26 protein-coding genes are annotated in these 25000 nt (G+C 61.9%); 19 read left to right on the plus strand and 7 right to left on the minus strand.

All coding sequences use genetic code 11. The annotated features are described in order from the left end of the window. Window positions 1-38 precede the first annotated feature (38 nt). From ilvN to NKI22_RS14330, 8 genes are all read left to right on the plus strand, one after another. Window positions 39-611 (plus strand): acetolactate synthase small subunit, encoded by a 573-nt coding sequence (gene ilvN / locus NKI22_RS14295; protein WP_023720797.1) that lies wholly within the window; start codon window positions 39-41, stop codon window positions 609-611. Window positions 612-671: 60 nt separating this feature from the next. Next, window positions 672-1268 (plus strand): LysE family translocator, encoded by a 597-nt coding sequence (locus NKI22_RS14300; protein ID WP_023720796.1) that lies wholly within the window; start codon window positions 672-674, stop codon window positions 1266-1268. 168 nt (window positions 1269-1436) lie between these two features. Then, on the plus strand, window positions 1437-2690 hold the full coding sequence (locus tag NKI22_RS14305) for an efflux RND transporter periplasmic adaptor subunit (RefSeq protein ID WP_352958519.1): 1254 nt from the start codon (window positions 1437-1439) through the stop codon (window positions 2688-2690). Next, window positions 2687-5845: an efflux RND transporter permease subunit gene (locus NKI22_RS14310; protein WP_352483007.1), complete on the plus strand. Its 3159-nt coding sequence runs from the start codon at window positions 2687-2689 to the stop codon at window positions 5843-5845. The genes NKI22_RS14305 and NKI22_RS14310 overlap by 4 nt, the downstream gene beginning before the upstream one ends. Before the next feature lie 56 nt (window positions 5846-5901). After that, window positions 5902-6507: a nitrile hydratase subunit alpha gene (nthA, locus tag NKI22_RS14315; RefSeq protein ID WP_023720794.1), complete on the plus strand. Its 606-nt coding sequence runs from the start codon at window positions 5902-5904 to the stop codon at window positions 6505-6507. Beyond that, window positions 6504-7163 carry a nitrile hydratase subunit beta gene (gene nthB / locus NKI22_RS14320; RefSeq protein WP_352483009.1) on the plus strand — a complete coding sequence of 220 codons (660 nt, stop codon included), beginning with the start codon at window positions 6504-6506 and terminating at the stop codon, window positions 7161-7163. The genes nthA and nthB overlap by 4 nt, the downstream gene beginning before the upstream one ends. After that, on the plus strand, window positions 7150-7515 hold the full coding sequence (locus NKI22_RS14325; RefSeq protein ID WP_352483010.1) for a nitrile hydratase accessory protein: 366 nt from the start codon (window positions 7150-7152) through the stop codon (window positions 7513-7515). The genes nthB and NKI22_RS14325 overlap by 14 nt, the downstream gene beginning before the upstream one ends. A gap of 146 nt (window positions 7516-7661) precedes the next feature. Next, entirely contained in the window at window positions 7662-8789 is a 1128-nt protein-coding gene (locus NKI22_RS14330) for an ATP-dependent DNA helicase (protein ID WP_023720791.1), read from the plus strand. Window positions 8790-8799: 10 nt separating this feature from the next. Here the strand turns inward: NKI22_RS14330 and NKI22_RS14335 are convergent, their stop codons facing one another. Then, window positions 8800-9204, minus strand: coding sequence for a SpoIIAA family protein (locus NKI22_RS14335; protein ID WP_023720790.1), 405 nt, complete (start codon window positions 9202-9204; stop codon window positions 8800-8802). Between the two features lie 114 nt (window positions 9205-9318). Between NKI22_RS14335 and NKI22_RS14340 the strand changes: the two genes are divergently transcribed. The 3 genes from NKI22_RS14340 (at window position 9319) to NKI22_RS14350 (ending at window position 14147) form a co-directional block, all read left to right on the plus strand. After that, window positions 9319-10059: a pyridoxine 5'-phosphate synthase gene (locus NKI22_RS14340; RefSeq protein WP_352814677.1), complete on the plus strand. Its 741-nt coding sequence runs from the start codon at window positions 9319-9321 to the stop codon at window positions 10057-10059. Window positions 10060-10155: 96 nt separating this feature from the next. Then, entirely contained in the window at window positions 10156-12069 is a 1914-nt protein-coding gene (locus NKI22_RS14345; protein ID WP_352483011.1) for a potassium transporter Kup, read from the plus strand. Window positions 12070-12227: 158 nt separating this feature from the next. Beyond that, the gene (locus tag NKI22_RS14350; RefSeq protein ID WP_352958522.1) at window positions 12228-14147 is read left to right on the plus strand and encodes a potassium transporter Kup; all 1920 of its coding nucleotides are present in this window, start codon (window positions 12228-12230) and stop codon (window positions 14145-14147) included. Between the two features lie 41 nt (window positions 14148-14188). On the opposite strand, the gene NKI22_RS14355 is transcribed toward NKI22_RS14350, so the two are convergent. Further along, the gene (locus NKI22_RS14355) at window positions 14189-15079 is read right to left on the minus strand and encodes an SDR family oxidoreductase (protein WP_023720787.1); all 891 of its coding nucleotides are present in this window, start codon (window positions 15077-15079) and stop codon (window positions 14189-14191) included. A gap of 136 nt (window positions 15080-15215) precedes the next feature. On the opposite strand from NKI22_RS14355, the gene NKI22_RS14360 reads away from it, so the two are divergent. Continuing rightward, window positions 15216-15626 carry a winged helix-turn-helix transcriptional regulator gene (locus NKI22_RS14360; protein ID WP_023720786.1) on the plus strand — a complete coding sequence of 137 codons (411 nt, stop codon included), beginning with the start codon at window positions 15216-15218 and terminating at the stop codon, window positions 15624-15626. Window positions 15627-15881: 255 nt separating this feature from the next. Here the strand turns inward: NKI22_RS14360 and NKI22_RS14365 are convergent, their stop codons facing one another. Both NKI22_RS14365 and NKI22_RS14370 read right to left on the minus strand, forming a co-directional pair. Further along, the gene (locus NKI22_RS14365; RefSeq protein WP_352814673.1) at window positions 15882-16607 is read right to left on the minus strand and encodes a glutathione S-transferase family protein; all 726 of its coding nucleotides are present in this window, start codon (window positions 16605-16607) and stop codon (window positions 15882-15884) included. A 1-nt stretch (window position 16608) separates the two neighbouring features. Next, a complete protein-coding gene (locus NKI22_RS14370; protein ID WP_023720784.1) occupies window positions 16609-16914 on the minus strand; it encodes a Rieske (2Fe-2S) protein in 306 nt (101 codons plus the stop codon). Window positions 16915-17014: 100 nt separating this feature from the next. Here NKI22_RS14370 and NKI22_RS14375 point away from each other — a divergent pair, with 100 nt between their 5' ends. Continuing rightward, window positions 17015-17467 carry a MarR family winged helix-turn-helix transcriptional regulator gene (locus NKI22_RS14375; RefSeq protein ID WP_023720783.1) on the plus strand — a complete coding sequence of 151 codons (453 nt, stop codon included), beginning with the start codon at window positions 17015-17017 and terminating at the stop codon, window positions 17465-17467. Window positions 17468-17504: 37 nt separating this feature from the next. On the opposite strand, the gene NKI22_RS14380 is transcribed toward NKI22_RS14375, so the two are convergent. Beyond that, window positions 17505-17933 (minus strand): anthrone oxygenase family protein, encoded by a 429-nt coding sequence (locus NKI22_RS14380; protein ID WP_023720782.1) that lies wholly within the window; start codon window positions 17931-17933, stop codon window positions 17505-17507. A gap of 156 nt (window positions 17934-18089) precedes the next feature. Between NKI22_RS14380 and NKI22_RS14385 the strand changes: the two genes are divergently transcribed. The 5 genes from NKI22_RS14385 (at window position 18090) to NKI22_RS14405 (ending at window position 22635) form a co-directional block, all read left to right on the plus strand. Beyond that, window positions 18090-18743, plus strand: a complete 654-nt coding sequence (locus tag NKI22_RS14385) for a TetR/AcrR family transcriptional regulator (RefSeq protein WP_352814671.1) — start codon at window positions 18090-18092, stop codon at window positions 18741-18743. Window positions 18744-18766: 23 nt separating this feature from the next. Next, on the plus strand, window positions 18767-19786 hold the full coding sequence (gene ilvC, locus NKI22_RS14390; protein WP_352483016.1) for a ketol-acid reductoisomerase: 1020 nt from the start codon (window positions 18767-18769) through the stop codon (window positions 19784-19786). Between the two features lie 238 nt (window positions 19787-20024). Beyond that, window positions 20025-21002: a DUF3592 domain-containing protein gene (locus NKI22_RS14395; RefSeq protein WP_352814669.1), complete on the plus strand. Its 978-nt coding sequence runs from the start codon at window positions 20025-20027 to the stop codon at window positions 21000-21002. A 495-nt stretch (window positions 21003-21497) separates the two neighbouring features. Then, the gene (locus NKI22_RS14400) at window positions 21498-22019 is read left to right on the plus strand and encodes a hypothetical protein (RefSeq protein WP_352937416.1); all 522 of its coding nucleotides are present in this window, start codon (window positions 21498-21500) and stop codon (window positions 22017-22019) included. Next, entirely contained in the window at window positions 22012-22635 is a 624-nt protein-coding gene (locus tag NKI22_RS14405) for a hypothetical protein (RefSeq protein ID WP_352814667.1), read from the plus strand. Before NKI22_RS14400 ends, NKI22_RS14405 begins: the two co-directional genes overlap by 8 nt. A gap of 11 nt (window positions 22636-22646) precedes the next feature. Here the strand turns inward: NKI22_RS14405 and NKI22_RS14410 are convergent, their stop codons facing one another. Both NKI22_RS14410 and NKI22_RS14415 read right to left on the minus strand, forming a co-directional pair. After that, window positions 22647-22931 (minus strand): PilZ domain-containing protein, encoded by a 285-nt coding sequence (locus tag NKI22_RS14410; protein WP_352483022.1) that lies wholly within the window; start codon window positions 22929-22931, stop codon window positions 22647-22649. A 175-nt stretch (window positions 22932-23106) separates the two neighbouring features. Beyond that, a complete protein-coding gene (locus NKI22_RS14415; protein WP_352483023.1) occupies window positions 23107-23694 on the minus strand; it encodes a BA14K family protein in 588 nt (195 codons plus the stop codon). Window positions 23695-23881: 187 nt separating this feature from the next. Here NKI22_RS14415 and NKI22_RS14420 point away from each other — a divergent pair, with 187 nt between their 5' ends. Then, on the plus strand, window positions 23882-24994 hold the full coding sequence (locus tag NKI22_RS14420) for an endonuclease/exonuclease/phosphatase family protein (RefSeq protein WP_023720773.1): 1113 nt from the start codon (window positions 23882-23884) through the stop codon (window positions 24992-24994). Window positions 24995-25000: the final 6 nt, after the last annotated feature.

Below are 25000 nucleotides of genomic sequence, written 5' to 3' on the forward strand. Positions count from 1 at the left end.
GCAGATTAGCACAAAAGTTTGAAATCGAGATTCATGTCATGAACGCACAGTTGCAACCGACCGGCTCCGCCTATTTCATCGCCAAGGAGACGGAAAAACCAGAGAACCACACGCTTTCGGTCCTCGTCGACAACGAGCCGGGCGTGCTTGCCCGGGTCATCGGCCTGTTCTCCGGACGTGGCTACAACATCGAGAGCCTGACGGTCTCGGAAACCGAGCACGAAAAGCACCTGTCGCGCATCACCATCGTGACGCGCGGCACGCCCCACGTGCTGGAGCAGATCAAGCACCAGCTCGAGCGCATCGTGCCGGTGCATCGTGTCGTCGATCTCACCGTGCGATCGCAGGAATTCGGACAGGAGCGGCCATTGGAGCGGGAGCTCGCGCTGGTCAAGGTCGCCGGCACCGGCGAATCCCGCGTCGAGGCGCTCAGGCTCGCCGATGCATTCCGCGCCAGCGTCATCGACGCCAACACCGAGCATTTCATCTTCGAGATTACCGGCAAGGGCTCCAAGCTTGATCAGTTTATCGCCATCATGAAGCCGCTCGGGCTGGTCGAAATCTGCCGTACCGGAGTGGCGGCGATGAACCGCGGCCCGCAAGGGATGTAGTCATCCAGCTTGGCTCTATCTCGTCGCTTTGCCACCGATCGCATTGAATAGGGGAACGGCATGACATTCGACGCATTCTTCGCCCTGCTGGTCTATGCCTTCGTGACCTCGATCACGCCGGGTCCGAACAATTTCATGCTTTTGGCCTCGGGTGTGAATTTCGGCTTGGTCAAGACCGTGCCACACATGCTCGGCATCGGCTTCGGCTTCCTCGTGCTGTTGCTTGCCGTAGGCTTCGGGCTTGGCGCCGTGTTGACGGCCTTTCCGGTGCTGCATACCGGGTTGAAGATCGCCGGCGGCCTCTACCTGCTTTATCTGGCCTGGAAGATCGCCATGTCGCGCTCGCTCGGCGGCGAAGGCGAGGCGAAGGGCCAGCCGATGCGCTTCGTCGAGGCTGCGGCTTTCCAGTGGGTCAATCCTAAGGCCTGGGTGATGGCGATTACGGCCATGGCCGTCTATACCAATCCGGAACGCCCGTTTGTGTCCGTGGTGCTGATCGCGGCCGCTTTCGCCGTCGTCATGCTGCCGAGCATTTCGACTTGGGCCGGTTTCGGCATGGCGCTGCGCGGTTTTCTGGCTGATGCGGTGCGGCTCAAATGGTTCAACATCGCCATGGGCGTGATGCTTGCGGCGACGCTGTGGCCGATGCTGCGTTAGCTGCCGTTTTATTGTGCACTGCACATTAAATCTTCGTAATGACGGCTTTTGGCCCTTTTTCGCCTTCGGCATCCTCTATTATCTGGCAAAAGCGCGGCAAGAGGCTGCGAGTTGAGCTAGACTGCGGCCACCGGATAGCGGCGTGTCGGATCGAGAGGCCTTTTGTCGATGCGCGGAAAGATCGTATTTGCGGTGATTGCTGCAGCCTGCGTTGCCGCGGCGGCGTGGCTTTATCATTCGCCCACCGCAATGAGCGGTCTTCAGCAGATGCTGTCGGCGAAGCAGACGACGGCGGCGGCGGACAAGCCCGCTGCAGCGGCAAATGCCGCGCGTTCGACTTCGGTGGTTGCCGCCACCGCCTCGACGGCCGATTTCCCGGTCCGGCGCTATGCCATCGGCTTTGTGTCCTCTCCCGCCGTGGTCAGCATCAACGCACGGGTCTCGAGCCAGATCGTCGCAATCGCGGTCAAGGACGGACAGATGGTGAAGGCCGGCGACCTTCTGTTCTCGCTGGACGATCGCTCATTGAAGGCCCAATTGGCACGCGATCAGGCGACGCTCGCAAAAGACCAGGCGCTGCTTGCCAGCGCCACGGCCGATCTTCAGCGCGCCAAGAATCTCGTCGCCAGGCAGGCCGGAACACAGCAGACCTATGATCAGGCCGTCGCGGCGCAGAAATCCGCCGCGGCCACCGTCGACGCCGATAAGGCGACGATCGATGCGGACGAGGTCCAGCTTGGCTTTGCCACGATCAAAGCGCCGATTTCCGGCAGGCTTGGCGCGGTCAGCGTCGCGGTCGGCGACCTCGTCACCACCAGCAACGGCAGCAGCACGTCGACGCCGCTGGTGACGATCACGCAGGTCGACGCGCTGCAGGTGAACTTCAATCTTCCGGAAAGCGATCTTGCCTTACTGCACAAGGCGCTGGCGGCGCCGCAGCAAGGCGCGGTGACGCTGACCAAGGACGGCGGCCCGAAGCCGATCGGCAAGGGAACGCTGGATTTTGTCGATTCCAGCGTGGACACGGCATCCGGCACGATCGCAACGCGGGCCAGCGTGCCCAACACCGATCTTTCGCTGTGGCCGGGCCAATATGTCAATGTCGTGCTCGATGCCGGCATCATGCCGCAAATGACGTCCGTTCCGACGGTCGCCGTCCAGCCCAGCCAGAAGGGCCCGTTCGTCTATGTGATCAAGCCGGACAACACCGTTGAAATGCGGCCCGTGCAGGTCGCGCTGACAGAAGGCGCCAACACCGCGATCAGCCAAGGATTGAAAAGCGGCGAGCGTGTCGTCGTCGAAGGCCAGACCAAGCTGAAAAACGGCGCGGCGGTGCGCGAAGGCAAGGCCTCGACCGGTACCGGCGACCAGGCGACTCCGAAGGTCGCGGAGGCCGACAGGACGGGCGGAACACAGCCATGATTTCCGAATTCTGCATCCGCAGGCCCGTCGCCACGCTGCTCATGTCGTTCGCCTTGGTTCTGGGCGGGCTATTTGCTTACAAATTCCTGCCGGTCGCGGCGCTGCCAAGCGCGGAATTTCCGGTTGTCAATGTCTCGGCCTCGCTGCCTGGGGCCTCGCCGGAAACCATGGCGACCTCGGTGGCAACGCCGCTGATCAAGCAGTTTGCCACTATCGCCGGCATCGATTCGATCTCGACGACCAATTCGCTCGGCACGACCTCGATTGCCATTCAGTTCGTGCTCAACCGCGACATCGATGCAGCCGCCGCCGATGTGCAGGCGGCGATCGCACGCACGCAACGACAATTGCCGCCGGAGATGACCAGCCCGCCGAGCTATCGCAAGGTCAATCCAGCCGACGCACCGATCCTGCTGATGTCGCTGGTCAGCGACACCATTCCGCTGACCGATCTCGATGCCTTTGCCGAGAATGTGATTTCGCCGTCGCTGTCGACGATCGACGGCGTTGCGCAGGTTTCGATCTACGGCCAGCAGAAATATGCCGTCCGCGTCCAGATCGATCCGACGGCGCTCGCCGCACGCGGCATCTCGATCGACCAGCTGCAGACGGCCATTGCCTCGGCCAACAGCAACACGCCGCTCGGTGTGCTCAAGAACAACAAACAGCAGCTGACCATCACGGCGAACACGCAGCTGACCAACGCGGCGGGATTCTCCAACATCATCATCGCCACCAAGAACGGCCATCCGGTGCGGCTCGGCGAGGTGACCCGCGTCATCGATTCGGTCGAGACCACGACGACGGCAAGCTGGTATGACGGCACCCGCGCCATCATCATGGCGGTGCAGCGTCAGCCGGATGCCAATACCGTCGATGTCGTCGACCGCGTCAAGGCGATGCTGCCTTCCTTCGAGGGTCAGATGCCGGCAGCTGCGAGCATCCAGTTGCTCAACGATCGCTCGACATCGATCCGCGAGGCGGTCGACGACGTGCAGTTCACGCTCCTGCTCACTATCGCGCTGGTGGTGATGGTGATCTTCCTGTTCCTGCGCCGGGTGACGGCGACGGTGATCCCGGCCGTGGCGGTGCCGATTTCGCTCATCGCCACTCTGGGCGTGATGTACCTGTTCGGCTTTTCCATCGACAACATCTCGCTGATGGGACTGACGCTGGCGGTCGGCCTTGTCGTCGACGACGCCATTGTCATGCTGGAAAATATCTTCCGGCATATGGAGGAGGATGGGCTCTCGGCAATGGAGGCGTCGCTCAAGGGCGCCCGCGAAATCGGCTTCACCATCATCTCGATCTCGATCTCGCTGGTCGCCGTGTTCATTCCCGTGCTTTTGATGGGCGGCGTGATCGGGCGCATCTTCAACGAGTTCGCGGTGGTGGTGACGGTCGCCATCCTGGCATCGATGTTCGTCTCGCTGACGCTGACGCCGATGCTGTGCTCGCGGCTATTGTCGTTATCGAAAGCCGAGCAGAAAGCAGCGCACGGTGAAGGCCATAGACAAAACGTCTTCATGCGGGGCTATGACCGGCTGCTGACATTCTGCCTGCGCCACAATTTCCTGGTTTTCCTTGTCTTCCTGGTAACCGCCGGGCTGTCGGTGTGGCTGATCCAGATATCGCCGAAGGGCTTCTTCCCGCAGGAGGATATCGGCCAGGTCTCGGTGACGACCATCGCGCGCCAGGACATTTCGTTCGACGCCATGGTGAAGCTGCAGGGGCAAGTGGCTGATGTCTTCACCCATTCGCCCTATGTCGCGCATGTCGGCTGGTCGGCGGGCAGCGGAAACAATGCGCTCAACCAGGGCCAGCTCTTTGTGCAGCTGAAGGACAAGGACCAGCGCCCCAACATCGACAAGGTGCTTTCGGATCTGCGGCGCCAGCTTGCCAATGTGCCCGGCATCGAAACCTACATGCAGCCGGTGCAGAACCTGCGGCTCGGCGCGCGTTCTTCGGCGAGTGCCTACCAGCTTGCCGTGCAGGGCCTCGATACCGGCCTGACGAACGTCTGGGCGCAAAGGCTGACGGACGCAATGGCCGCCGATCATGCCGCCTTCACCGACGTGACCAATGACCTGCAGAACAACGCGCTACAGGCGACGCTGGTGATCGACCGCGACAAGGCGGCGAACCTCGGCGTCGATACCGACACGCTGCGCTCCAGTCTCTATGGCGGTTTCGGCACCCAGCAGGTGTCGACCATCTTCGGCTCGGCCGACAGCTACGACGTGATCATGGAGCTCGACCCGAAGATCGAGTGGTCGCCCGAGCGGATGCTGGCCATCAAGGTGAGAACGGCGAGCGGCAGCCTGGTGCCGCTCGGTGCGTTCGCTCGCGTCGATCGGACCGCCGGTGCTTTGACCGTCAACCAGCTCGGCCAGCTTCCGGCTGTGACCATCTCCTACAATCTGCCGCAGGGCGTGGCCCTCGGCGACAGCGTGAGCCACATCAACGCGCTGAAGGACAAGATCGGCATGCCGCCGACGATCTCGACCGCCTTCTCGGGCACGGCGAAGACGTTCCAGGATTCGCTTTCCAACCAGGGGCTGCTGATCGGCGGCGCGATCCTGACCATCTATATCGTGCTCGGCATGCTCTATGAGAGCTTCATCCATCCGCTCACCATCCTGACCGGGCTTCCATCGGCGGTGCTCGGCGCGCTGGTGGCGTTGCGGCTGGCGGGGATGGATCTGTCGGTGATCGCGGTGATCGGCATCCTGATGCTGATCGGCATCGTCAAGAAGAACGGCATCATGATGATCGACGTGGCGCTGGAACTCAGGCGCGAGGGGATGTCGCCTGTCGAATCCATCCACAAGGCCTGCCTGATGCGCTTCCGGCCGATCATGATGACTACGCTTGCCGCGCTGATGGGTACCATCCCGATCGCGCTCGGCACCGGCGCCAGCGCGGAATTGCGCCAGCCTCTCGGCGTGGCGGTGGTCGGCGGCCTTGTCGCCTCGCAGGCACTGACGCTGTTCGTCACGCCCGTCATCTACGTCTACATGGAGCATTTTTCCGGCTGGCTCGTCAGCGTATGGGCGGGGCACCGGGGCGAGCCGAGCCCGGTCGAGGCGGTCGACCAGCCGTCACTGTTCGACGACGAGGAAGAACCGGTGCCGCAGAAGGCGGCAGCCGAATAGCACTGGCCCAAGCCGTGGTGCTTGCGGCCGGAGGTCCGCGATCGTAATTTGATGCCATGCTGCACAATCACGACCACGACAACGAGCTTGATGCTTTTGCGGCGCGTGTGCGCGCACTGGAGACGATTCTCACCCGCAAGGGGCTGATCGATCCAGCGGCGATCGACGTCATCGTCGATACCTACGAAACCAAGGTCGGGCCGCGCAACGGCGCAAAGGTGGTGGCGAAGGCCTGGGTTGATCCCGGGTTTGCCGCATGGCTGAAGCGTGATGCGACGGCGGCCATCGAATCGCTCGGCCACACCGGCCGGCAAGGCGAACACATGCAGGCGGTGTTCAACACGGCCGACACGCACAACCTCGTCGTCTGCACGCTATGCTCCTGCTATCCATGGTCGGTGCTCGGCCTGCCGCCGGTCTGGTACAAGGCGCCGCCCTACCGTTCGCGCGCGGTGATCGATCCGCGCGGCGTGCTCGACGAATTCGGGCTGACCTTGCCGGCGACGACGGCAATCCGGGTGTGGGATTCGACCGCCGAGCTGCGCTATCTGGTGGTGCCGATGCGGCCCAGGGACACAGAGGGCTGGGATGAGGCGCGGCTCGCCGATCTGGTGACGCGCGATGCCATGATCGGCACGGCGCTGGCGCGGGAACCGGCATGAACGGGCCGCAGGATCTCGGCGGCCAGATGGGTTTCGGGCCGGTCGCGCCTGAACAGGACGAACCCTATTTCCATGCCGATTGGGAAAGGCGGGCGCTGGGCGTGACGTTGTGCGCCGGCGCCATGGGCGCCTGGAACATCGACGAGAGCCGGCACGCGCGGGAATCGCTGCACCCGGCCGACTACTATGCGTCGAGTTATTACGAAATCTGGATCAAGGCGCTGGAGGTGTTACTCAAACGCCATGGTTTCGTCAGCGACCGCGATCTGGCCAGGGGCGATGCGGTCGACCCGGTAGCGACACCCAAGCGGGTCCTGAAGGCGCAAGACGTTTCGGCGGTGCTGGCCAAGGGCGGGCCTTGCGACCGGCCGGTCGCCGTCCCGCCGCGATTCAAGGCAGGCGACCTCGTGCGAACCAAGAACTTTCATCCGACCGGCCACACCAGGCTGCCGCGTTACGCGCGTGGCAAGCGAGGCGTCATCGAGGCCATGCGTGACGGCTTCGTTTTTCCCGACACCAATGCGCACGGCCAGGGCGAAAACCCGCAATGGGTCTATACGGTGGCCTTCACCGGCAGCGAAATCTGGGGCGAGGGCGCCGACCCGACACTTGTCGTGTCGATCGATGCCTGGGAGAGCTATCTTGAAGCGGCGTGAGACGGGCTCAGTCGCCATCGCGCTGCCCGCCGGTGTCGAGGCGCCAGTCTTCGCCCAGCCGTGGCAAGCAGAGGCCTTCGCCATGACGGTGGCGCTACACGACAACGGGCTGTTTTCGTGGAGCGAATGGGCGGACGCCTTGTCGGCCGAGGTGAAGCGGCCGGGCGCCGCGCGCGACGGTCATGACTATTACAAGCACTGGCTGGCCGCGCTAGAAAAGCTGCTTTCGGCCAAAGGCGTTGCCGGTAGGAGCGACGTCGACAGCCTTGCTGCTGCCTGGGAACGGGCCGCGCATGCTACGCCGCATGGCAAGCCGATCCTGCTGGAGAACGATCCACAGCGGGCTGGGTAAGCTGTCGTCGCCCGGCGTTGTTCTCTTTACGTTCCTCTTCGTCGCTGATAGCCTGGCCCTGTCGCAGCAGCGTAATTGCAGGCGATGAAGTTGATGGTGACGGCAGTCACCTTGTCTTTCCCTCGCGAATCCGGTCTGTCGCGCTGATGGAATTCTCCCCTCAACAAGACGAGGCGCTGAAGGCGGTGGCCGGCTGGTTGAAAGCCGGCAAGCCGCAGCTGTTCCGGCTGTTCGGCTATGCCGGCACCGGCAAGACGACGCTGGCGCGCTATTTCGCCGAGCATGTCGACGGCCAGGTGCAGTTCGCCGCCTTTACCGGCAAGGCGGCGCAGGTGCTGCGTTCCAAGGGCGCGGTCAATGCCCGCACAATCCATTCGCTGATCTACCGGCCGAAAGGCGAGGAATCGGTAGCGGACGAGGTGACCGGCAAAACCTCGATGTCGCCGACCTTTTCGCTCAACCGGCAGAGCCCGATCTCGCGGGCCAAGCTCGTCGTCATCGACGAATGCTCGATGGTCGACGAGCAGCTTGGCCGTGACCTGATGAGCTTCGGCACGCCGATCCTGGTGCTTGGCGATCCCGGCCAGTTGCCGCCGATCTCCGGCGGCGGCTTCTTCACCGACCATGAGCCGGACATTCTGCTCACCGAAATCCATCGCCAGGCGCGCGACAACCCGATCATCCGGCTTGCGCTCGATGTGCGCGAGGGCCGCGAGTTCATGCGCGGCGACTATGGCGCGGCGCAAGTGATCGGCAAGGAAGACGTCACCCAGGAATTGGTGCTGAAGGCGGACCAGGTGCTGGTCGGCACCAACCGCACGCGCCGTCGCTATAATCAGCGGCTGCGCGAGCTGAAGGGGTTCAACGCCGATTATCCGCAAGCCGGCGACAAGCTGGTCTGCCTGCGCAACGATCCAGCCAAGGGGTTGCTCAACGGCTCGCTGTGGAAGGTGATGACCTCGTCGCGCGAGACGGTCAAGCCCGGCATCAATCTGCTGGTCTCGCCGGAGGAAGACGATCCGGATCGCGGCGTCGCCAAGATCAAACTGCTCAAGGCGGCGTTCGAAGATCCGGACGCCGACATTCCCTGGCAGCAGAAGAAGCGCTTCGACGATTTCGATTATGGCTACGCGCTGACCGTGCACAAGGCGCAGGGGTCGCAGTGGAACGAGATCGTGCTTTTCGACGAAAGCTGGGCATTCAAGGAAACCCGGCAGCGTTGGCTCTACACCGCCATCACGCGCGCGGCCGAACGGCTGACGATCGTCCGATAGGGCGGCCGTATCAGCGCTGGGCGATCGGTCTGGCGCCAAGCCATTCCCAGGCGGCGGTTTCGTCCTTAGCCTCGAAATGCCGGAGTTCGATAGGCAAAGAGGCTGGCAAGAAGGCTCTTGCCTCCGCTATCCAGTTCGGCTCACCGACCGCCGCGCAGCGGCCGATATGCTCCACCGCGTGAGCTATGCCCTGTTCGATCGTCTCGTCCGATACGTCGGTCCAGTCGACACCCTCATGATCGATCAGGCGCACCAGCACGTCGATTTTCGTGTGCAGCGCGTAGGCTGCCTCCAGCAATCCGAACAGGTTTTCGGCATCAGCCGCTGCGACATGGCCGACGACATCGATGGCGAAGAGGTCTTCGCGATCGGTATCGATGCGGCGGATCGCCGGCACGGCATCGAGAAAATTCAACAGGAAACTCCTTGCGCTCGATTTTCTTCGTTCCCCTGGAACACCTGAAACCCTCTGTCTGTTCCCCTTAAAGGCGCTATAGATGCGCGCCGAGATCAGCCTGGAACCGTGCAAATGCCTGCAAAGCTTTCCGTCAACCTCAATGCCATCGCCATGCTGCGCAACCGGCGCGACCTGCCGTGGCCAAGCGTGACGGGGCTCGGACGCATCGCCCTTGCCGCCGGTGCGCATGGGCTGACGGTGCACCCGCGACCCGACGAGCGGCACACCAGGCATTCCGATCTGCCTGAGATCAGGGCGCTGATCGACGACGAGTTCCCGAGTGCGGAATTCAACATCGAGGGCTATCCGACCGAGGAGTTCCTGGCGCTTGTGGAAAAGCATCAGCCGGAACAGGTGACGCTGGTGCCCGACGACCCGGTGCAGGCGACTTCCGACCATGGCTGGAACTTCGCCGCCGGGGCTGCGTTCCTGACACCGGTCGTCAAGCGCCTGAAGAAGGGAGGCTTTCGCGTATCGCTCTTTTCCGATCCGGATCCCGATGGCGTGAAAGCCGCTCGCGACACCGGCGCCGACCGGATCGAACTCTACACGGGTCCATATGGCAGCTATCATTCCGATTCGGCAAAAGCGGCGAAGGAATTGGAGAAATTGGGAAAGACGGCGGATGCCGCACTTGCTGCAGGGCTCCAGGTCAATGCCGGGCACGACCTTGTGGTGAGCAATTTGCCGGCACTGGCCAGGCGCATCCCGGCAATGGCCGAAGTGTCGATCGGACATGGGTTGACAGCCGATGCGTTGGAGTATGGCATGGCCGCAACGGTCAGGCGGTTTCTGAAGGCTTGTGGCTGGTAGAGAGAGGCGAGCCGATAGGCCGTGCGTTCCCGGCATGGCAGCGCGTCCTTTCCACCCCGCAGCATAGAGCACCGCACGTCTATGGGAGTGTCGTCCATGGCCCTTGCTCACGCCGGTAGCGAGGCAGAACCCATCGAGCAATCCAGCCACTCCACCGTCGAGCAGCACAGCACCAAGGTGCTGATGCTGGGCGCGCTGGGCGTGGTTTACGGCGATATCGGCACCAGCCCAATCTATGCATTTCGGGAAGCGCTGCACGCATCGTCGGGACCGGTAGCCCGCAACGACGTCCTTGGCGTGCTGTCGCTTATCGTCTGGGCGCTGACGATCATCGTCACGATAAAGTACGTCGCTTTCGTTCTCAGAGCCGACAACAAGGGCGAGGGCGGCACGCTGTCGCTGATGTCGCTTGCGCGCAGCGCTTATCCCAATGGAGCCAAGCTCATCCTGGGGATCGGGCTGTGCGGCGCGGCGCTGTTTTTCGGCGACGCCATTATAACGCCGGCCATCTCCGTGCTTTCGGCGGTCGAAGGCCTGGAAGTGGTGACCCCGACGCTGGAAACCTATGTGGTTCCGATCACGCTGGTCATCCTGGCAATGCTTTTTGCCGTGCAACGCTTTGGCACCGGCAGGGTGGCGGCCGTGTTCGGACCGGTGACGGCAGTGTGGTTCCTGGCGATCGGCGCCGCCGGGGTGTACCATCTGCTGGACGACCCGTCGGTCCTGCTGGCGATCAATCCCTATTACGCGGTCGCTTATCTGGCCAATACGCCCACCGGTGCCTTCGTCACGGTCGGGGCGGTGTTCCTGGCGGTCACCGGGGCCGAAGCCCTCTATGTCGACCTCGGTCATTTCGGGCGCAGGCCGATCGTGCTGGCATGGTTTTCCGTGGTGTTCCCTTGTCTGCTCCTCAACTATTTCGGACAAGGCGCGTTCGTTCTGGCCAACGGCGGCAAACCCACCAATCCATTCTTCCAGATGCTGCCTGATTGGGCGCTGATGCCCATGGTTGGGCTGGCCACGGCAGCGACCGTGATCGCCAGTCAGGCGGTGATCTCCGGCGCTTTCTCGCTGACCCGCCAGGCGGTGCAGCTCAATCTGCTTCCGCGCATCGAGGTGCAGCATACGTCCGAAATGCAATCCGGCCAGATCTACATGCCGCGCGTCAATCTGGTGGTTGCGCTGGGCGTGATGTTGCTGGTGGTCGGCTTTGGCGGTTCGAGTTCGCTGGCTTCCGCCTATGGCATTTCGGTGACTGGCGAAATGCTGATGACAACCATCCTGCTGTTTGTCGTGATGCGGTTCCGGTGGAAATGGCAGCTTGCACTGGCGGCGGCGCTCACACTGCTGTTTGGCACGATCGATACCGGATTTTTCCTCGCAAACATCGTCAAGATCCTCGAAGGCGGGTGGGTCTCGATAACAGTCGCTTGCGCCATGGGGCTGATCATGTCCACGTGGATCCGCGGCACCCGCTATTTGTTCGAAAAGACCCGCCGGAACGAGATTCCGCTCGATTTCCTTGCCGGCAATCTGCTGAAGAAGAAGCCGCATCTGGTGTCGGGCACCGCAGTGTTCCTGACCAGCGATCCGCTGAGCGCGCCGACCGCGCTGATGCACAGCCTCAAGCACTACAAGGTGCTGCACGAGCAGAATGTCATCCTTTCGGTGGTGACGGCACCGCAGCCGGTTGTGCCCGACAGCGAGCGCGTCAAGATGGAGACGGTCAACGAACTGTTCATGCGGGTGACGCTGACCTTCGGCTATATGGAGCAGCCCAACATCCCGCGTGCGCTGGCGATCTGCCGCAAGCAGGGCTGGAAGTTCGACATCATGACGACATCCTTCTTCCTGTCGCGGCGCTCGCTCAAGGCCTCGCCCAATTCCGGCATGCCGGTCTGGCAGGACAAGCTGTTCATCGGGCTGGCGCGCACGGCGGCCGATGCGACGGAATATTTCCAGATCCCGACCGGACGCGTGGTCGAGATCGGGACGCAGGTGGCTATTTAAAAACGTGTCCGTTGCGACATTCCAGGTAGTCTGCCGATGGGACTGAGTCTGCCAAGTCGTGGACGACTCGCAATATCGGGACGGAGCCATTACGTGACGGCACTTGATATTGCAGCGCAGCAAGCGTAGAGCACCGCCCGCTTATCGGAGTGTCGTCCATGGCCCTTGCCAATGCTGGTAACGAGGCAGAACCTGTCGAACAATCAAGCCATTCTGAGGTCGAGCAGCACAGCACCAAGGTGCTGATGCTGGGCGCACTCGGTGTGGTTTACGGCGATATAGGCACCAGCCCGATCTATGCATTCCGAGAGGCGTTGCATGCATCAGCCGGCGGCAACGTCGCCAACCGTGGCGACATCCTGGGCGTACTCTCGCTGATCATCTGGTCGCTGACGATCACCGTCACCATCAAATACATCATGTTCGTGCTTCGTGCCGACAATCGCGGCGAGGGCGGGGTGCTGTCGCTGATGGCGCTGGCGCGCAACAGTTTCCCGACGCGCTCGGCGGTGATCCTCGGCATCGGCATTGTCGGCGCGGCGCTTTTTTTCGGCGACGCAGTCATTACGCCGGCGATCTCGGTACTATCGGCGGTCGAAGGCATGAATGTCGTCACGCCGACATTCCAGCCCTATGTGGTGCCGCTGACGCTGGCCATCCTGGCGATCGTGTTTGCGGTACAGCGGTTCGGCACCGGCGGCGTAGGATTGGTGTTCGGGCCAGTCACGGCGCTGTGGTTCCTGGCCATCGGCCTTTCCGGCATTAACCACATCATCGCCGATCCGGAAATCCTGCTGGCGATCAGCCCGCATTACATCGTGTCGTTCCTGGTCAACTCGCCCGACGTCGCCTTCGTCACTGTTGGTGCGGTCTTCCTCGCCGTCACCGGCGCTGAGGCGCTCTATGCCGATCTCGGCCATTTCGGCCGCAAGCCGATCGTGCTCGCCTGGCTGGCAATTGTGTTCCCTTGTCTGTTGCTCAACTATGTCGGGCAAGGTGCCTTCGTGCTCGCAAATGGCGGTGTTGTCGGCCATCCCTTCTTTGAGATGAACCAGGGCTGGACGCTTATTCCGATGGTCGTGCTGGCGACGGCGGCGACCGTCATCGCCAGCCAGGCGGTGATCTCCGGCGCTTTCTCGCTGACCAGGCAGGCGGTGCAGCTCAACATGCTGCCGCGTTTCGTCATCCAGCACACGTCGGAAAAACAGTCGGGCCAGATCTATCTGCCGCGCATCAACCTGATGCTGGCGCTGGTGGTGATGTTGCTGGTGGTCGGCTTCGGCGAATCCAGCCGCCTGGCCTCGGCCTACGGTATTTCGGTGACCGGCAACATGCTGGTGACGAACATACTGCTTTTTGTTGTAATGACGCGCATCTGGAAATGGCCGCTCGGCGTCGCGGTCGCCTTGATGGCGGTGTTCGCCTTCGTCGATACCCGCTTCTTTGCAGCCAACATAGTCAAGGTGTTTGAAGGGGGCTGGTCCTCGCTTGCCATTGCCGCAGTTATTGTGCTGACCATGTGGACCTGGATCCGCGGCACCCGCTATTTGTTCGAAAAGACCCGCCGGAACGAGATCCCGCTGGATTTCCTCGCCGGCAATCTGCTGAAGAAGAAGCCGCATCTGGTGTCGGGCACCGCAGTGTTCCTGACCAGCGATCCGCTGAGTGCGCCGACGGCGCTGATGCACAGCCTCAAGCACTACAAGGTGCTGCACGAACAGAACGTCATCCTTTCGGTGGTGACGGCGCCGCAGCCTGTCGTGCCCGACAGCGAGCGCGTCAAGATGGAGACGGTCAACGAGCTGTTCATGCGGGTGACGCTGACCTTCGGCTACATGGAGCAGCCCAATATCCCGCGCGCGCTGGCGATCTGCCGCAAGCAGGGCTGGAAGTTCGACATCATGACGACATCCTTCTTCCTGTCGCGGCGCTCGCTCAAGGCATCGCCCAATTCCGGCATGCCGGTCTGGCAGGACAAGCTGTTCATCGGGCTGGCGCGCTCGGCGGCCGATGCGACGGAATATTTCCAGATCCCGACCGGACGCGTCGTCGAGATCGGGACGCAGGTGGCTATCTAAACAAACGGCCGTGCCCCTTGAGGGCACGGCCATTGTGAGGCTCAGCTCACCAGAGCCGCCTTGTTTGCTTCAAGAAATTGCTTCAGCGGCTGCGGCTTCCTGCCGGACAGCGTCTCGACCGCGTCGGTCACCATGCTGATGCGACCGGAGCGGGTGTTGGTATCGAAGGAAACGATAACGGGGGCGAAAGCCTCGGGAACGCCGGCTGCCTTCAATCCCTCGGTCAGCGCTTCATCCGAAAGCTGGACAACTTCGATCGGCTTGCCGGTGATCTCGGTGACGAGGGCTGCAATTTCGGCCATCGTGTGGGCCTTGGGGCCGGTCAGCGTGTATGTCGTGCTTTCGGTTGCGCTCGAAGCGAGGCCGGCGGCAATCGCGGCAGCCATATCGTCGCGCGCGCCGTGGGCAATGCGGCCGTCTCCAGCGGACGTGTACCACTGCCCAGAGGCGATGGCGTGCGGCAGCGCCAGGAACAGGTTCTCCTGATACCAGCCGTTGCGGAAGATGGTGGAGGGGATACCGCTCGCCTTGATCGCCTGCTCGGTGCCGTGGTGATCGGGCGCAAACAGCACCGGCGATCCTGGCTCCGGATTGGGCATCGATGTGTAGAGCAGATGCGAAACACCCGCGCTTTTTGCGGCGGCGACCGCGGTCTCATGTTGCTTCAGGCGCTTGCCCGGAATGGCGAGCTCGTTTGTCGAAATGATCAGAACCCTGTCGGCGCCGGTAAATGCACTGGCCAACGATGCGGTGTCGTCGAAGTCGACCGTCCTGATGGTGACGCCTCGGGCTGCCAGATCGGCCAGATTTTCCGGATTGCGGGTAGCGGCGATGATGCGCTGAGGGGAGACCTTGAGCGTGTCAAGCAGATGATTGATGACGCCGCGGCCAAGCTGGCCGGAGGCGCCGGTGACGAGAAGGGTGTCGGTCATGAAAGGTCCTGACGTTGCGCCGGAGCGGCGGGTGCATATGTTAGTCTCAAAAAGAGACCAGCACTAAAATAGGAATTGACCCATCCTCGTAAAGAAGGCAGTTTTGCGGGAGGTAGGCACAGCCAGGGAACCAGCCATGGACGGCAAGATCGTCAATCTGAGATCGAAGCTCGAGATCTACAAAGCAGGCAGCGGTGGCGGAAACCTTGCGGATTGCCCGGTTCGCGACGTGATCCAGGGCATAAGCAACAAATGGAGTTCGCTGCTGATGGAGGCCTTGGCCGAGAAGCCGTACCGCTTTGGCGAGTTGCGGCGCCTCGTGCCCGATATTTCACAGCGCATGCTCACCCAGACGCTGCACGATCTGCAGCGCGACGGCTATGTGCATCGCGAGGTTTTTCCGACCAAACCGCCGAGCGTTGAATACAGCCTCACCGATCTCGGGCGCTCGATGTTTGGACCCTTGCACCAGCTGATCCAATGGGCCGAGCTCAATCACGGCGCTGTACGCGAGGCGCGGAAGGTTTTCGATGCTGCCGAAGGCTGAGTCTCAAGGCCGAGACAGCGGCTTGATTTAGCGACAACGCTGAAGGATTGTCCGGCCTGGGTCGGGTCGGGCAAATGGGCAATTCTCTGGACATCGCGATTGCCGGCGCGGCGATCAGTTACGCGCTCATCGGAACGGACGTATCGATACTGCGCTGGAGGCTTGCGTCCGCGACAGGCTGGTGGCCAGTGGCAAGCATTCCGCCGGAAACGAATATCCTTGCCTCGATGATTACCGGCACTGTGATCAATCCATTCAAGCCGATCGGGCTTGCGGAAGCCCGGTGGCCGGATCGTTTCGGCGGATGATTTCCGAAAGGTGCGAGCCCTTCGCCTGTAGGAATGTATGGAGGCGTTGCGGATAATCGGGAGCGACCGCGTCCTTCACGGATGGGCGTTTGCGCAACGCCTCGCGCCACACCTGGACATGCGGCTTTCCGTCCAGGATGCCGAAATCGCCGATCCGGTCGAAGACGTCGAAATAGCGGAAAATCGGCCCGTAGACCGCGTCGACCAGTGAAAAGCGCTCACCGGCGAACCACGGCCCAACCGCGCCATTCGCCAGTTCCACTTCCAGGCGATCGAACACCGCCGATAGCGCCTCGCTTTCGGCGAGCAACGCGGCTTCCGTAGGCGCTGAATAGAAGCGACCGATGGCGCTGAGGATTGCCGAGCCAAACTCGATCCAGGCGCGATGTCGGGCACGGGCATAGGGATCGGTGGGATGCAGCGGATTGGGCTGGGTTTCCTCGAGGAATTCGAGGATGACGAGCGATTCGAAGATCACCGTTTCCTGGCCGTCATGCTCAACGCGAAGCAGCGGCACCTTGCCGAGCGGCGATATCGCCTTGAACCAGGCAGGCTTGTTGGCGAGATCGACGGCGATGCGCTCGAACGGCACGCCCTTTTCGCGAAGCGAAATCGCCGCGCGCTGCACATAGGGACAAACATGGTGGCTGACGAGGATGAGCTTGTCGGTCATCTCACTCTCCCCAGACATAGTTCAAGGCGCCGTTCTCGACGCGGGTGGAGAGGAACATCAGGCGGGAGCCCTTCGGCGCTGGGCCTTCGAGGCGATCACCGTTCGCCATGTCGAACGAGGCGCCGTGCCATTGGCAGACGAGCTTGCCGTCCTTGCAGTCGAGCGGGCCACCGAAGTGCAGGCAGACGTTGGCGGCGGCGCGGATACGCTCGCCGCTGCCGTAGACATGGACCTCGCGGCCGAAAAACGGAGCGATCAGGCTGCCTGTTTCCGGAATGTCGGCGATCCTGCAGATTTCATGCTTCATCGGAATTGCCTCTCATGATTGATGCGATTGCATCTATATAGATGCATTTGCATCGATCGTCAAGCTTGATGCAGTTGCATCTATCGCCTACGATGTAATCATGACCGGGATTCCTTCACCTCCAGCAATCAAAGCCTGGGCCCGCCTGATGCGGGTTTCGCGCCAGTTGTTGGAACGAGCCGAGGACGCGCTGAAGGACAGTGGCCTGCCGCCGCTTGCCTGGTACGACGTGCTGCATGAGCTTGCCGAGGCGGGCGAGGGCGGATTGCGGCCGTTCCAACTCACCGAGCGCACCCTGTTTGCGCAATACAACATCTCGCGGCTGCTGGCGCGGCTCGAAGCCGACGGGCAGGTCGAGAAGCTTCCAGTTGCCGATGACGGCCGCGGGCAAACCATCCGCATCACCGGCAAGGGGCGCGAGACGCGCCGCCGCATGTGGGTCGTCTACGGCCGCTCGATATCGGAGTTGGTCGGCTCCCAGCTTTCCAACGATGATCTGGACACGCTGTCGGCTCTGCTTGGGCGCCTGCGAGATCCGCCCGCCCTGGCGTGACACGCCTTCGTGCCGAAGATGGCGCGGATCTGCGAGGTCAGGCACTGCCCCAAAGGAATGCCAATGTCGCCAGAACCCCAAGCCCGACGCGGACCAGATGCAGATTGCCCCATTTGACGATCATTGTCCGAGCCTCAGGATTGACGGTGTTAGCGTCCATCACCTCCAGCAGCCGATTTGCCGGCATCATCACCAGCAGCGTCCATGGCCAAGGCAGGATGATCAGCACGGCGCCGGCCAGATAAGCGAGATTGCCGGTCTGCCACCACGCGACGAGGCCCAGAATACAGGCGATGACGGCGATCGAGGCCTGCATGGCGGCGCCGCGCTTGTAGGAAGGCTGCCATTCCTGCAGCAATGCTTTGTCATCGAGGCGAAGCCGCGCCGGCTGTTCGGCGACGCTGACGTAGATAGCCGCGCCTGCAAACACAGCGGCAACGGTCAAGGCAAGCAATCCGGCGAGCATGATCCGTGTCTCCCGTAATGCCCCGCATGGAGCAAGCTACAGAAATAAAGGCTTGCGCCGGGTCGGGCAATACGCCATAAAGCCGAACCGTAACGTACGGTACGCGGTCGAGTTCGTATCTGAACTGCGGGTGAGTTCGCCTCCTGAGGAAAGACTGTGTTGCACGCTGTGACCGACATCGACACCAGCGAGACGCTGACGGAGCGGCAGAAGGCCGTGCTCGACGCCGCCCTTCGCCTGCTGGTCGAAGAGGGCGATCAGTTGACCATGACCGCCGTGGCGCGGCGGGCGAGCTGCTCGAAGGAGACGCTCTACAAATGGTTCGGCGATCGCGACGGGCTGTTGACGGCAACGGTGCAATGGCAGGCGTCCAAGGTGCGGGTAGTGCCGGTCGACCGCAAGGGACTCGATCTTGCCTCGCTGACGGCGAGCCTCGAACTTTTCGCTTCGGACTGGCTCAGGGTAATTTCGAGCGACACCTCGATCGCGCTGAACCGGGTGGCGGTCGGCCATGCTAGTTCGGGGAAGGACGATCTCGGCGCCATCGTGCTGGAGAACGGCCGCTTCGCGCTGGCCAGGCGGCTGAAGCCGGTGCTGGAGGCAGGCAAGGAAGCTGGTTTCCTCGAGTTTTCCGACGCTGAGATGGCTTTCCGCACCTTTTTCGGGCTGGTCGCCCGCGACGTGCAGATCCGCCTGCTGCTCGGCGACCGGCTGGAATTGACTGATGCGGCGATCGGCGGCGATGCCGTCCGGGCGACGCAGCAGTTTCTCGCTCTTTACGGGGCAAAAACCGGGCCGCAGGGCCTCTGAATTCAAAACGGGAAGGAAGAAAAATGCGTGTCTATTACGATCGCGACGCCGATCTCAACCTGATCAAAGGCAAGAAGGTTGCCATCATCGGCTATGGCAGCCAGGGCAGGGCGCATGCGCTCAACCTCAAGGATTCCGGCGTCAAGGATATCGCCATTGGCCTCAAGGCCGGCTCGGCGACCGCGAAGAAGGTCGAGGCCGACGGGCTCAAGGTGATGAGTGTGGCCGATGCCGCCAAATGGGCCGACCTGATGATGATGGCGACGCCCGACGAGCTGCAGGCCGACATCTACAGATCAGAGATCGCGCCGAACATCCGCGACGGCGCGGCGATCGCCTTCGCCCACGGCCTCAACGTGCATTTTGGCCTGATCGAGCCAAAAGCCTCGGTCGACGTCGTCATGATCGCGCCAAAGGGCCCGGGCCACACGGTGCGCGGCGAATACCAGAAGGGCGGCGGCGTGCCGTGCCTGGTCGCGGTCAACCAGGACGCTTCGGGCAATGCGCTCGATTTGGCGCTCTCCTACGCCTGCGGCGTCGGCGGTGGCCGTTCGGGCATCATCGAGACCAATTTCCGCGAGGAGTGCGAGACCGACCTGTTCGGCGAGCAGGTGGTGTTGTGCGGCGGTCTGGTCGAGTTGATCCGCGCCGGTTTCGAGACACTGGTGGAAGCGGGCTATGCGCCGGAAATGGCCTATTTCGAGTGCCTGCACGAGGTCAAGCTAATCGTCGACCTGATCTATGAAGGCGGCATCGCCAACATGAACTATTCGATCTCGAACACCGCCGAATGGGGCGAATACGTCTCGGGTCCGCGCATCATCACCGCCGAGACCAAGGCCGAGATGAAGCGCGTGCTCAAGGACATCCAGACTGGCAAGTTCACCTCGGAATGGATGCAGGAATACCGCGCCGGCATGTCGCGCTTCAAGGGCATCCGCCGCAACAACGACAGCCACCAGATCGAGGAAGTCGGCGCCAAGCTGCGCGCGATGATGCCGTGGATTTCCAAGAACAAGCTGGTCGACAAGGCCAAGAACTGAAGGAAATCCACGTTCGTTTCGTTACGCGTCCTCGGGCTTCGCCCTGCGGGCGCGTGGGAATTTCCAAGAACAAGCTGGTCGACAAGGCCAAGAACTGATCGCAATTTCATTGTCGATCAAGAAAGCCGGCGGAGCGATCCGCCGGCCTTTTTGCGTTGATTTCTCAGCAGGCGCGCTATTCCCGCTGTCGTGGTATGCGTGTGCAGGGCATGGCACAAAATGGCCAAGGGGGTGAGCGTTGGAACTCAAATTTCTGTTGGTCGGGTTTGCCGGCGCGGTTGCCGGCATGCTGTCCCTCGTCACCTTGCTGAAGTGGTGGGAGGTGAGGGCGGTCAGCCGCTGGTCTCCGACGCAGGGAAAGATCATCTCGTCGCGGGTCGAGGCTCGCGAGGTGACCAGTTCGGGATCCGGTTCGGACAGCAGAGGGTCGACCGAGATGCGCAACTTCCCGGCGATCACCTTCGAATACAAGGTGAACGGCAAGAAGTTTCGCAGTTCGCACTACAGCGTGCAGGAGAACCTTGGAAACTTTGCGGTGGCGGAAACCCTTGCGAAATTTCCAAACGGGGCCGGCGTAACCGTCTTCTACAATCCGGCCGATCCAGCCAAGGCCGTGATCGAACGCACCATGCCCGACGGTTCCTTCAAATTCATGGTCCAGCTTTCGGCCGGGTTGGTGGTCGGCGCGCTGGTATTGGTCTTCTCCGTTGGCGGCGTCCTGGAAGCGATCCGGCCGTTTTTGCCCAAGCCGCAGAACCTCGGCGCCGCGGCCCTGCTGCTTTTCATGGGATTGTTTGTCCTGCGCATGGGCTTTGCCCAGAAGTCACTTGCGGAACAGGCGGCCAAATGGCCCATCACGGCAGGACGCATCGACGCCTCGGGCCTGCAGAAATTCGAGACCCGCGACAGGTCCGGAGGCGGCTATCGGCCTTGGCACACAGTTTTCAAATCCCGCATCGTCTACAGCTATAGCGTTGCCGGCCAGCGCTACGCCGCCGATCGCATCGCTTTCGGCGCAAACGTGACGGCGTCGCTGCCGAGCCTCGTCAGCGGTCAATCGCAGCGCTACCTCGAGGGCGACAAGGTCGAGGTCCACTACGATCCCGCCAATCCGGCTGCAGCCGTTCTCGAATGCAGGGTGCGTGGGCTTTGGCTACTGTGGGTCTGCGCCGCTGGCTTCCTCGGTGGAGCCGCGCTTCTGGTAGGCGTAATCTGAAGCTGCTGTTCTAGATGCTGCATATCCAGCGGAAGAAGGCACCTGTCGTCAGCATCTGACAAGAACTCCGCTGTCGAAGCCAGGCCAGGTCAATCTCACCGTCGTGCCATTGCCAACGATATGGACGAGACGCGAGAACGGCTCTTCAATCGTGGGATCAGAACCGTAGCATTGGCTGGCCCGCGCCACCCAGCCCGTGGATATCTTGCGAAACGTTGCGTGTTCGCAGCCGAAAGCAGGAACCGACAGTGCCTCAGGGTACAATGTGTAAACAGTCTGGCGTTGAACATCCGCGACGGCGGTACAGTTCGATCTGTCCCCGGACCATGTGCCCACATAGGGTTCCGTGGCAAAGGCGCTGCCGCACGAAAATGTTAAGATCGAAATGAGCATCAAGAGATTTCGCATCATCGATTTCTTTCTTTCGACCGGGCCTCGGGTCATGCTAAAGCATCGATGCTTAAACTTCACAATGCTGCTGCTCCAGGGACTCAAATGATCATCCGCAAAGCAGCAGCTATTTTTCTGAGCATGCTGAGCCTGTTGCAAGCAGCGAACGCGACAGAATGTTCGCTCAGCCAGGCGACCTATCGCGAGCCGCGTTCGGGAGCGACGATACAGTTCCGGCCCATCGACCGCGAACCGGCCGCGCTGACGACAGAGGTCTTTTCGCTGATCGTGCCCAATACCCCCATTCGTCTGCCATCGGACATCACCTGGACCAATGGCAAGTACTCGTTTCCTGTGGGGACGATTCGGCACACCTGCAACGACGACGATCGTGAGGCGGGTCTCGAGGACGGCACCGGGCTGTGCAGAGTGTGGGATGGGCAGGTCTATGCGTTCAACGCAGGCGGTGCCGAGCAGTTGAGCTCCCGCGAAGCCTCGCCGGCACCAACAGGGTTGCTGCTGCCTGACTTTGGCGCGATTTTTACCGAATGGCCCGATTTCGCCAAAGCCAACCCCGATGGTTCGGCCTGGGATGCCTTTACCTTGACGGGTTGCAGCGATGAATAGCAAGAGACTGCCGGCCTGCATCTGCGCCCTGCCGGTCCTTCTGGCCATGGCCATCGGGGCGCGTGCCGACCAAAGCAAGCCGTCGCGTCCGCCTGTCGACAAATGCACCTGGGAACGGCTGGCGGACAGAGATGTCGGGCTGGCTGCCTGGGTACAGCGCTGCGATTTCGGATTCCGCCAGATCCATTTCGAGCTTGGCGGCAATGCTCTTGCCATCAAATACAGCGATGGCGGGCCGGCCGATCCCGTCGTCGAAGTCTTCGATATGCTGCCGGGCGAGGCCGCTGGCGCCGCGTTGCAGCGAATATACTCGCAGAAGACCGAGAAGGCTATCAGCACACGTTGCGTGCTCATGCCTTACACCGAAGGGGTCACGCCCACGGGCACCCTGCGGTATGTCTTCAGTCCCGATGCCGTTTATCTCAGTGAATTGAAAGCCGTTGCAGACCTTGACGAGGTCGGCGAACCGCCATGCGGCGAATGGGGCGAAGCCCCGGACGGCATTCAGTATTTCGAGGTACAATCACCCGAGCTGCGAAAGCTTCTGTTCATTCGCGTTGGCCAGGAGGAGCCGCTGTTTGACGAGCAGACACTGCAAGTCCTGCCACCCGGATAGGGCCGGGAACCTCAACCGTAGTGCCAGCTGGGCTTTGGTTCGGTGCCGGTGAACATCACCCCAATTCGGTCCTCGCGGCGCCAGCGGACCTCCGCCTTGTAGGCAATGCCGTCGGTTGGAACGTAGAGCAGGAACTCATCGGGCACGCGCGCGTCGATCGAGACCTTCAATTCGGCACCGCCGGCATGCATGTTGCGCAGCGTGCATGTGACCTCGGAGTTGGTCATGCCGGTCAGGATCGCCGCGCCCTTCAAGACGCGCTGCCGGCGTTTGTCCCTCTGTTCGTCCTCGGCCATCGTACGCAATCCAGCGATCTTTCGCGTCTCGGGCGTTCTGATCGGGAGGATTATTAGACCTGGCTGATAAAAATAGCGTTATCGCTGGTGGAGGCTGGACGATTTTCGCGATTCCTGGCTGAAAGAAAAAGGCGCCGCGAAGCACGGCGCCGAATGATGCTTGTTGTCGGCCTGCTCAGCTATAGGGCGAATAGCATTGCTGGCGCGGGCCGTTGTAGGGCTGGAACGTGTTGTCCCAGGCGCGGTACGACCGGTAGCGATTGTAACACCATTGGACATGCGCGCTGGACAGCCGCTGTGTCCGGTAATAGCGCCGCGGTGGCGGCGCGTCGTAGTAGTTGTAGTTGTTGTACAGGCTGCCAAGGCCGAGCCCCAGGCCCAAGCCAAGAATCGCGGCGCCCGCACCACCATCATCATAGTAGCCGCCACGGTAATGGCGGCGATGATGGCGCCTACGCCAGCTGTCGTCCCAGCCGCCATTGTCCCAGTGTCTCGAAAAATGACGGCCGCGGAAATTGTTGGACCGCCATCTCCAATCATTGTCGCCGTGCCATTGCCGAAAGCCGCGATGGCGCCAACGCCAGATCTGCCTGTCGTTGCCGCCTGCCCAATCTTCACGAATTTGCACGATGTCGGCGGCATTGCCCGCCACCGGCAGCAGGGGTTTGGGCATCGGCCCGGCAAGCGAGGGGGCCGAGAGGCCGGCTATCAGACCGAGGGCCATCAGCCCGGATCTGACGGAAGATAAAAAGAGCGGTTTCATCGCACTCTCCTAAGATTCAGGCCCCACGCCCAGAATACCCAGGGAAGAGCCCATTCATGGAACTTTCCATCTGAACGGAGGATGAACAAAAAAGGTTCCATCAACCATGACGAGCGCGCGGTCAATCGGGGCCGCCTGGGTTCTACGCCCTTGTTTTCGAGCGCGCTTGCGGGCAAAGGTCAAAGCCATGTCGCTGCGCCTTGCCACATTCAACGTCGAAAACCTGATGAACAGGTTTGATTATTCCGGATACCGCAATCAGCTCAACGAAGATCGCACGCTGGCGCTTTTCGACATCCAGAGCGAGGCCGAATACAAGATGCTCGAGCAGGCGCGGGCGATCGCGCAGTCTGACGACACGCGGCAGTTGACGGCACTGGCGATCGCGGCCACCCGCGCCGACATCATCTGCATGCAGGAGGTCGACAATATCGAGGCGCTGAGGGCCTTCGAATATGGCTATCTGTTCAAGATGGTGGGGCAAGGCTACCGGCAGAAATACACCACCGCCGGCAATGATTCGCGCGGCATTGACGTCGCCGTGATGATGCGCAACGAGACCGCGCAGGGCCAGCCGATCGAATTCGTGCGTATGACCAGCTACGCCTATGTCACGTTCGAGCAATTCGGGCTGCACACGGCGGAATTGGCAGCGCTTGGACATCAGGCCAATGAACGCATCTTCCGGCGCGACTGCCTGGAAATCGATCTGACGGTGGCTGGCGCGCCGTTGACACTCTATCTCGTGCATTTCAAGTCGATGGGCTCTCCCCGCAACGGCCTCGACGGCCGTGAAGCAACAATGCCGCTGCGCATCGCCGAGGCGCAAGCGGTGCGGCGGATCATTGAGGAGCGCTTCGGCAAGGACCATGCCGCCGACAAACGCTGGGCAATCTGCGGCGACATGAACGACTACCGGCAGCGCGTGAAGATTACCGGCGATGCCGTCGACGGCTATCGCTTCGAGGTCATCGACGAGACCCGGTCCTGCATCGACGTGCTCACTGCCGGCGGTTTTTGCGAAAACGCGGTCGAGCGGCGGCCGGAAATGGATCGCTGGACTTTCTATCACACGCGCGGACCGGAAGAGCGGCATCTCTGCCAGCTCGACTACATCCTTTTGTCGAGGGCGCTAGCCAGGCAGAACGCCACCGCCGTTCCCGATATCATCCGCAACGGCCAGCCCTGGCGGACCATATTTCCGGCGGGCCAGGAGGTCGAGCGCTTTCCACGCGCCGGGTGGGACCGGCCCAAGGCATCCGACCATTGCCCGGTAGCAATTGCCCTCGACATGGCGTGAGACACG

The sequence above is a fragment of the Mesorhizobium sp. M0778 genome (genome assembly GCF_040320105.1).
GTDB lineage: Bacteria > Pseudomonadota > Alphaproteobacteria > Rhizobiales > Rhizobiaceae > Mesorhizobium.

What these genes read in the sequence shown, in the direction of transcription:
- ilvN (WP_023720797.1), top strand. Translation starts at nt 39, where the DNA reads ATGAACGCACAGTTGCAACCGACCGGCTCCGCCTATTTCATCGCCAAG.
- NKI22_RS14300 (WP_023720796.1), top strand. Translation starts at nt 672, where the DNA reads ATGACATTCGACGCATTCTTCGCCCTGCTGGTCTATGCCTTCGTGACC.
- NKI22_RS14305 (WP_352958519.1), top strand. Translation starts at nt 1,437, where the DNA reads ATGCGCGGAAAGATCGTATTTGCGGTGATTGCTGCAGCCTGCGTTGCC.
- NKI22_RS14310 (WP_352483007.1), top strand. Translation starts at nt 2,687, where the DNA reads ATGATTTCCGAATTCTGCATCCGCAGGCCCGTCGCCACGCTGCTCATG.
- nthA (WP_023720794.1), top strand. Translation starts at nt 5,902, where the DNA reads ATGCTGCACAATCACGACCACGACAACGAGCTTGATGCTTTTGCGGCG.
- nthB (WP_352483009.1), top strand. Translation starts at nt 6,504, where the DNA reads ATGAACGGGCCGCAGGATCTCGGCGGCCAGATGGGTTTCGGGCCGGTC.
- NKI22_RS14330 (WP_023720791.1), top strand. Translation starts at nt 7,662, where the DNA reads ATGGAATTCTCCCCTCAACAAGACGAGGCGCTGAAGGCGGTGGCCGGC.
- NKI22_RS14340 (WP_352814677.1), top strand. Translation starts at nt 9,319, where the DNA reads ATGCCTGCAAAGCTTTCCGTCAACCTCAATGCCATCGCCATGCTGCGC.
- NKI22_RS14345 (WP_352483011.1), top strand. Translation starts at nt 10,156, where the DNA reads ATGGCCCTTGCTCACGCCGGTAGCGAGGCAGAACCCATCGAGCAATCC.
- NKI22_RS14350 (WP_352958522.1), top strand. Translation starts at nt 12,228, where the DNA reads ATGGCCCTTGCCAATGCTGGTAACGAGGCAGAACCTGTCGAACAATCA.
- NKI22_RS14355 (WP_023720787.1), bottom strand. Translation starts at nt 15,079, where the DNA reads ATGACCGACACCCTTCTCGTCACCGGCGCCTCCGGCCAGCTTGGCCGC.
- NKI22_RS14360 (WP_023720786.1), top strand. Translation starts at nt 15,216, where the DNA reads ATGGACGGCAAGATCGTCAATCTGAGATCGAAGCTCGAGATCTACAAA.
- NKI22_RS14365 (WP_352814673.1), bottom strand. Translation starts at nt 16,607, where the DNA reads ATGACCGACAAGCTCATCCTCGTCAGCCACCATGTTTGTCCCTATGTG.
- NKI22_RS14370 (WP_023720784.1), bottom strand. Translation starts at nt 16,914, where the DNA reads ATGAAGCATGAAATCTGCAGGATCGCCGACATTCCGGAAACAGGCAGC.
- NKI22_RS14375 (WP_023720783.1), top strand. Translation starts at nt 17,015, where the DNA reads ATGACCGGGATTCCTTCACCTCCAGCAATCAAAGCCTGGGCCCGCCTG.
- NKI22_RS14380 (WP_023720782.1), bottom strand. Translation starts at nt 17,933, where the DNA reads ATGCTCGCCGGATTGCTTGCCTTGACCGTTGCCGCTGTGTTTGCAGGC.
- ilvC (WP_352483016.1), top strand. Translation starts at nt 18,767, where the DNA reads ATGCGTGTCTATTACGATCGCGACGCCGATCTCAACCTGATCAAAGGC.
- NKI22_RS14400 (WP_352937416.1), top strand. Translation starts at nt 21,498, where the DNA reads ATGATCATCCGCAAAGCAGCAGCTATTTTTCTGAGCATGCTGAGCCTG.
- NKI22_RS14405 (WP_352814667.1), top strand. Translation starts at nt 22,012, where the DNA reads ATGAATAGCAAGAGACTGCCGGCCTGCATCTGCGCCCTGCCGGTCCTT.
- NKI22_RS14410 (WP_352483022.1), bottom strand. Translation starts at nt 22,931, where the DNA reads ATGGCCGAGGACGAACAGAGGGACAAACGCCGGCAGCGCGTCTTGAAG.
- NKI22_RS14415 (WP_352483023.1), bottom strand. Translation starts at nt 23,694, where the DNA reads ATGAAACCGCTCTTTTTATCTTCCGTCAGATCCGGGCTGATGGCCCTC.
- NKI22_RS14420 (WP_023720773.1), top strand. Translation starts at nt 23,882, where the DNA reads ATGTCGCTGCGCCTTGCCACATTCAACGTCGAAAACCTGATGAACAGG.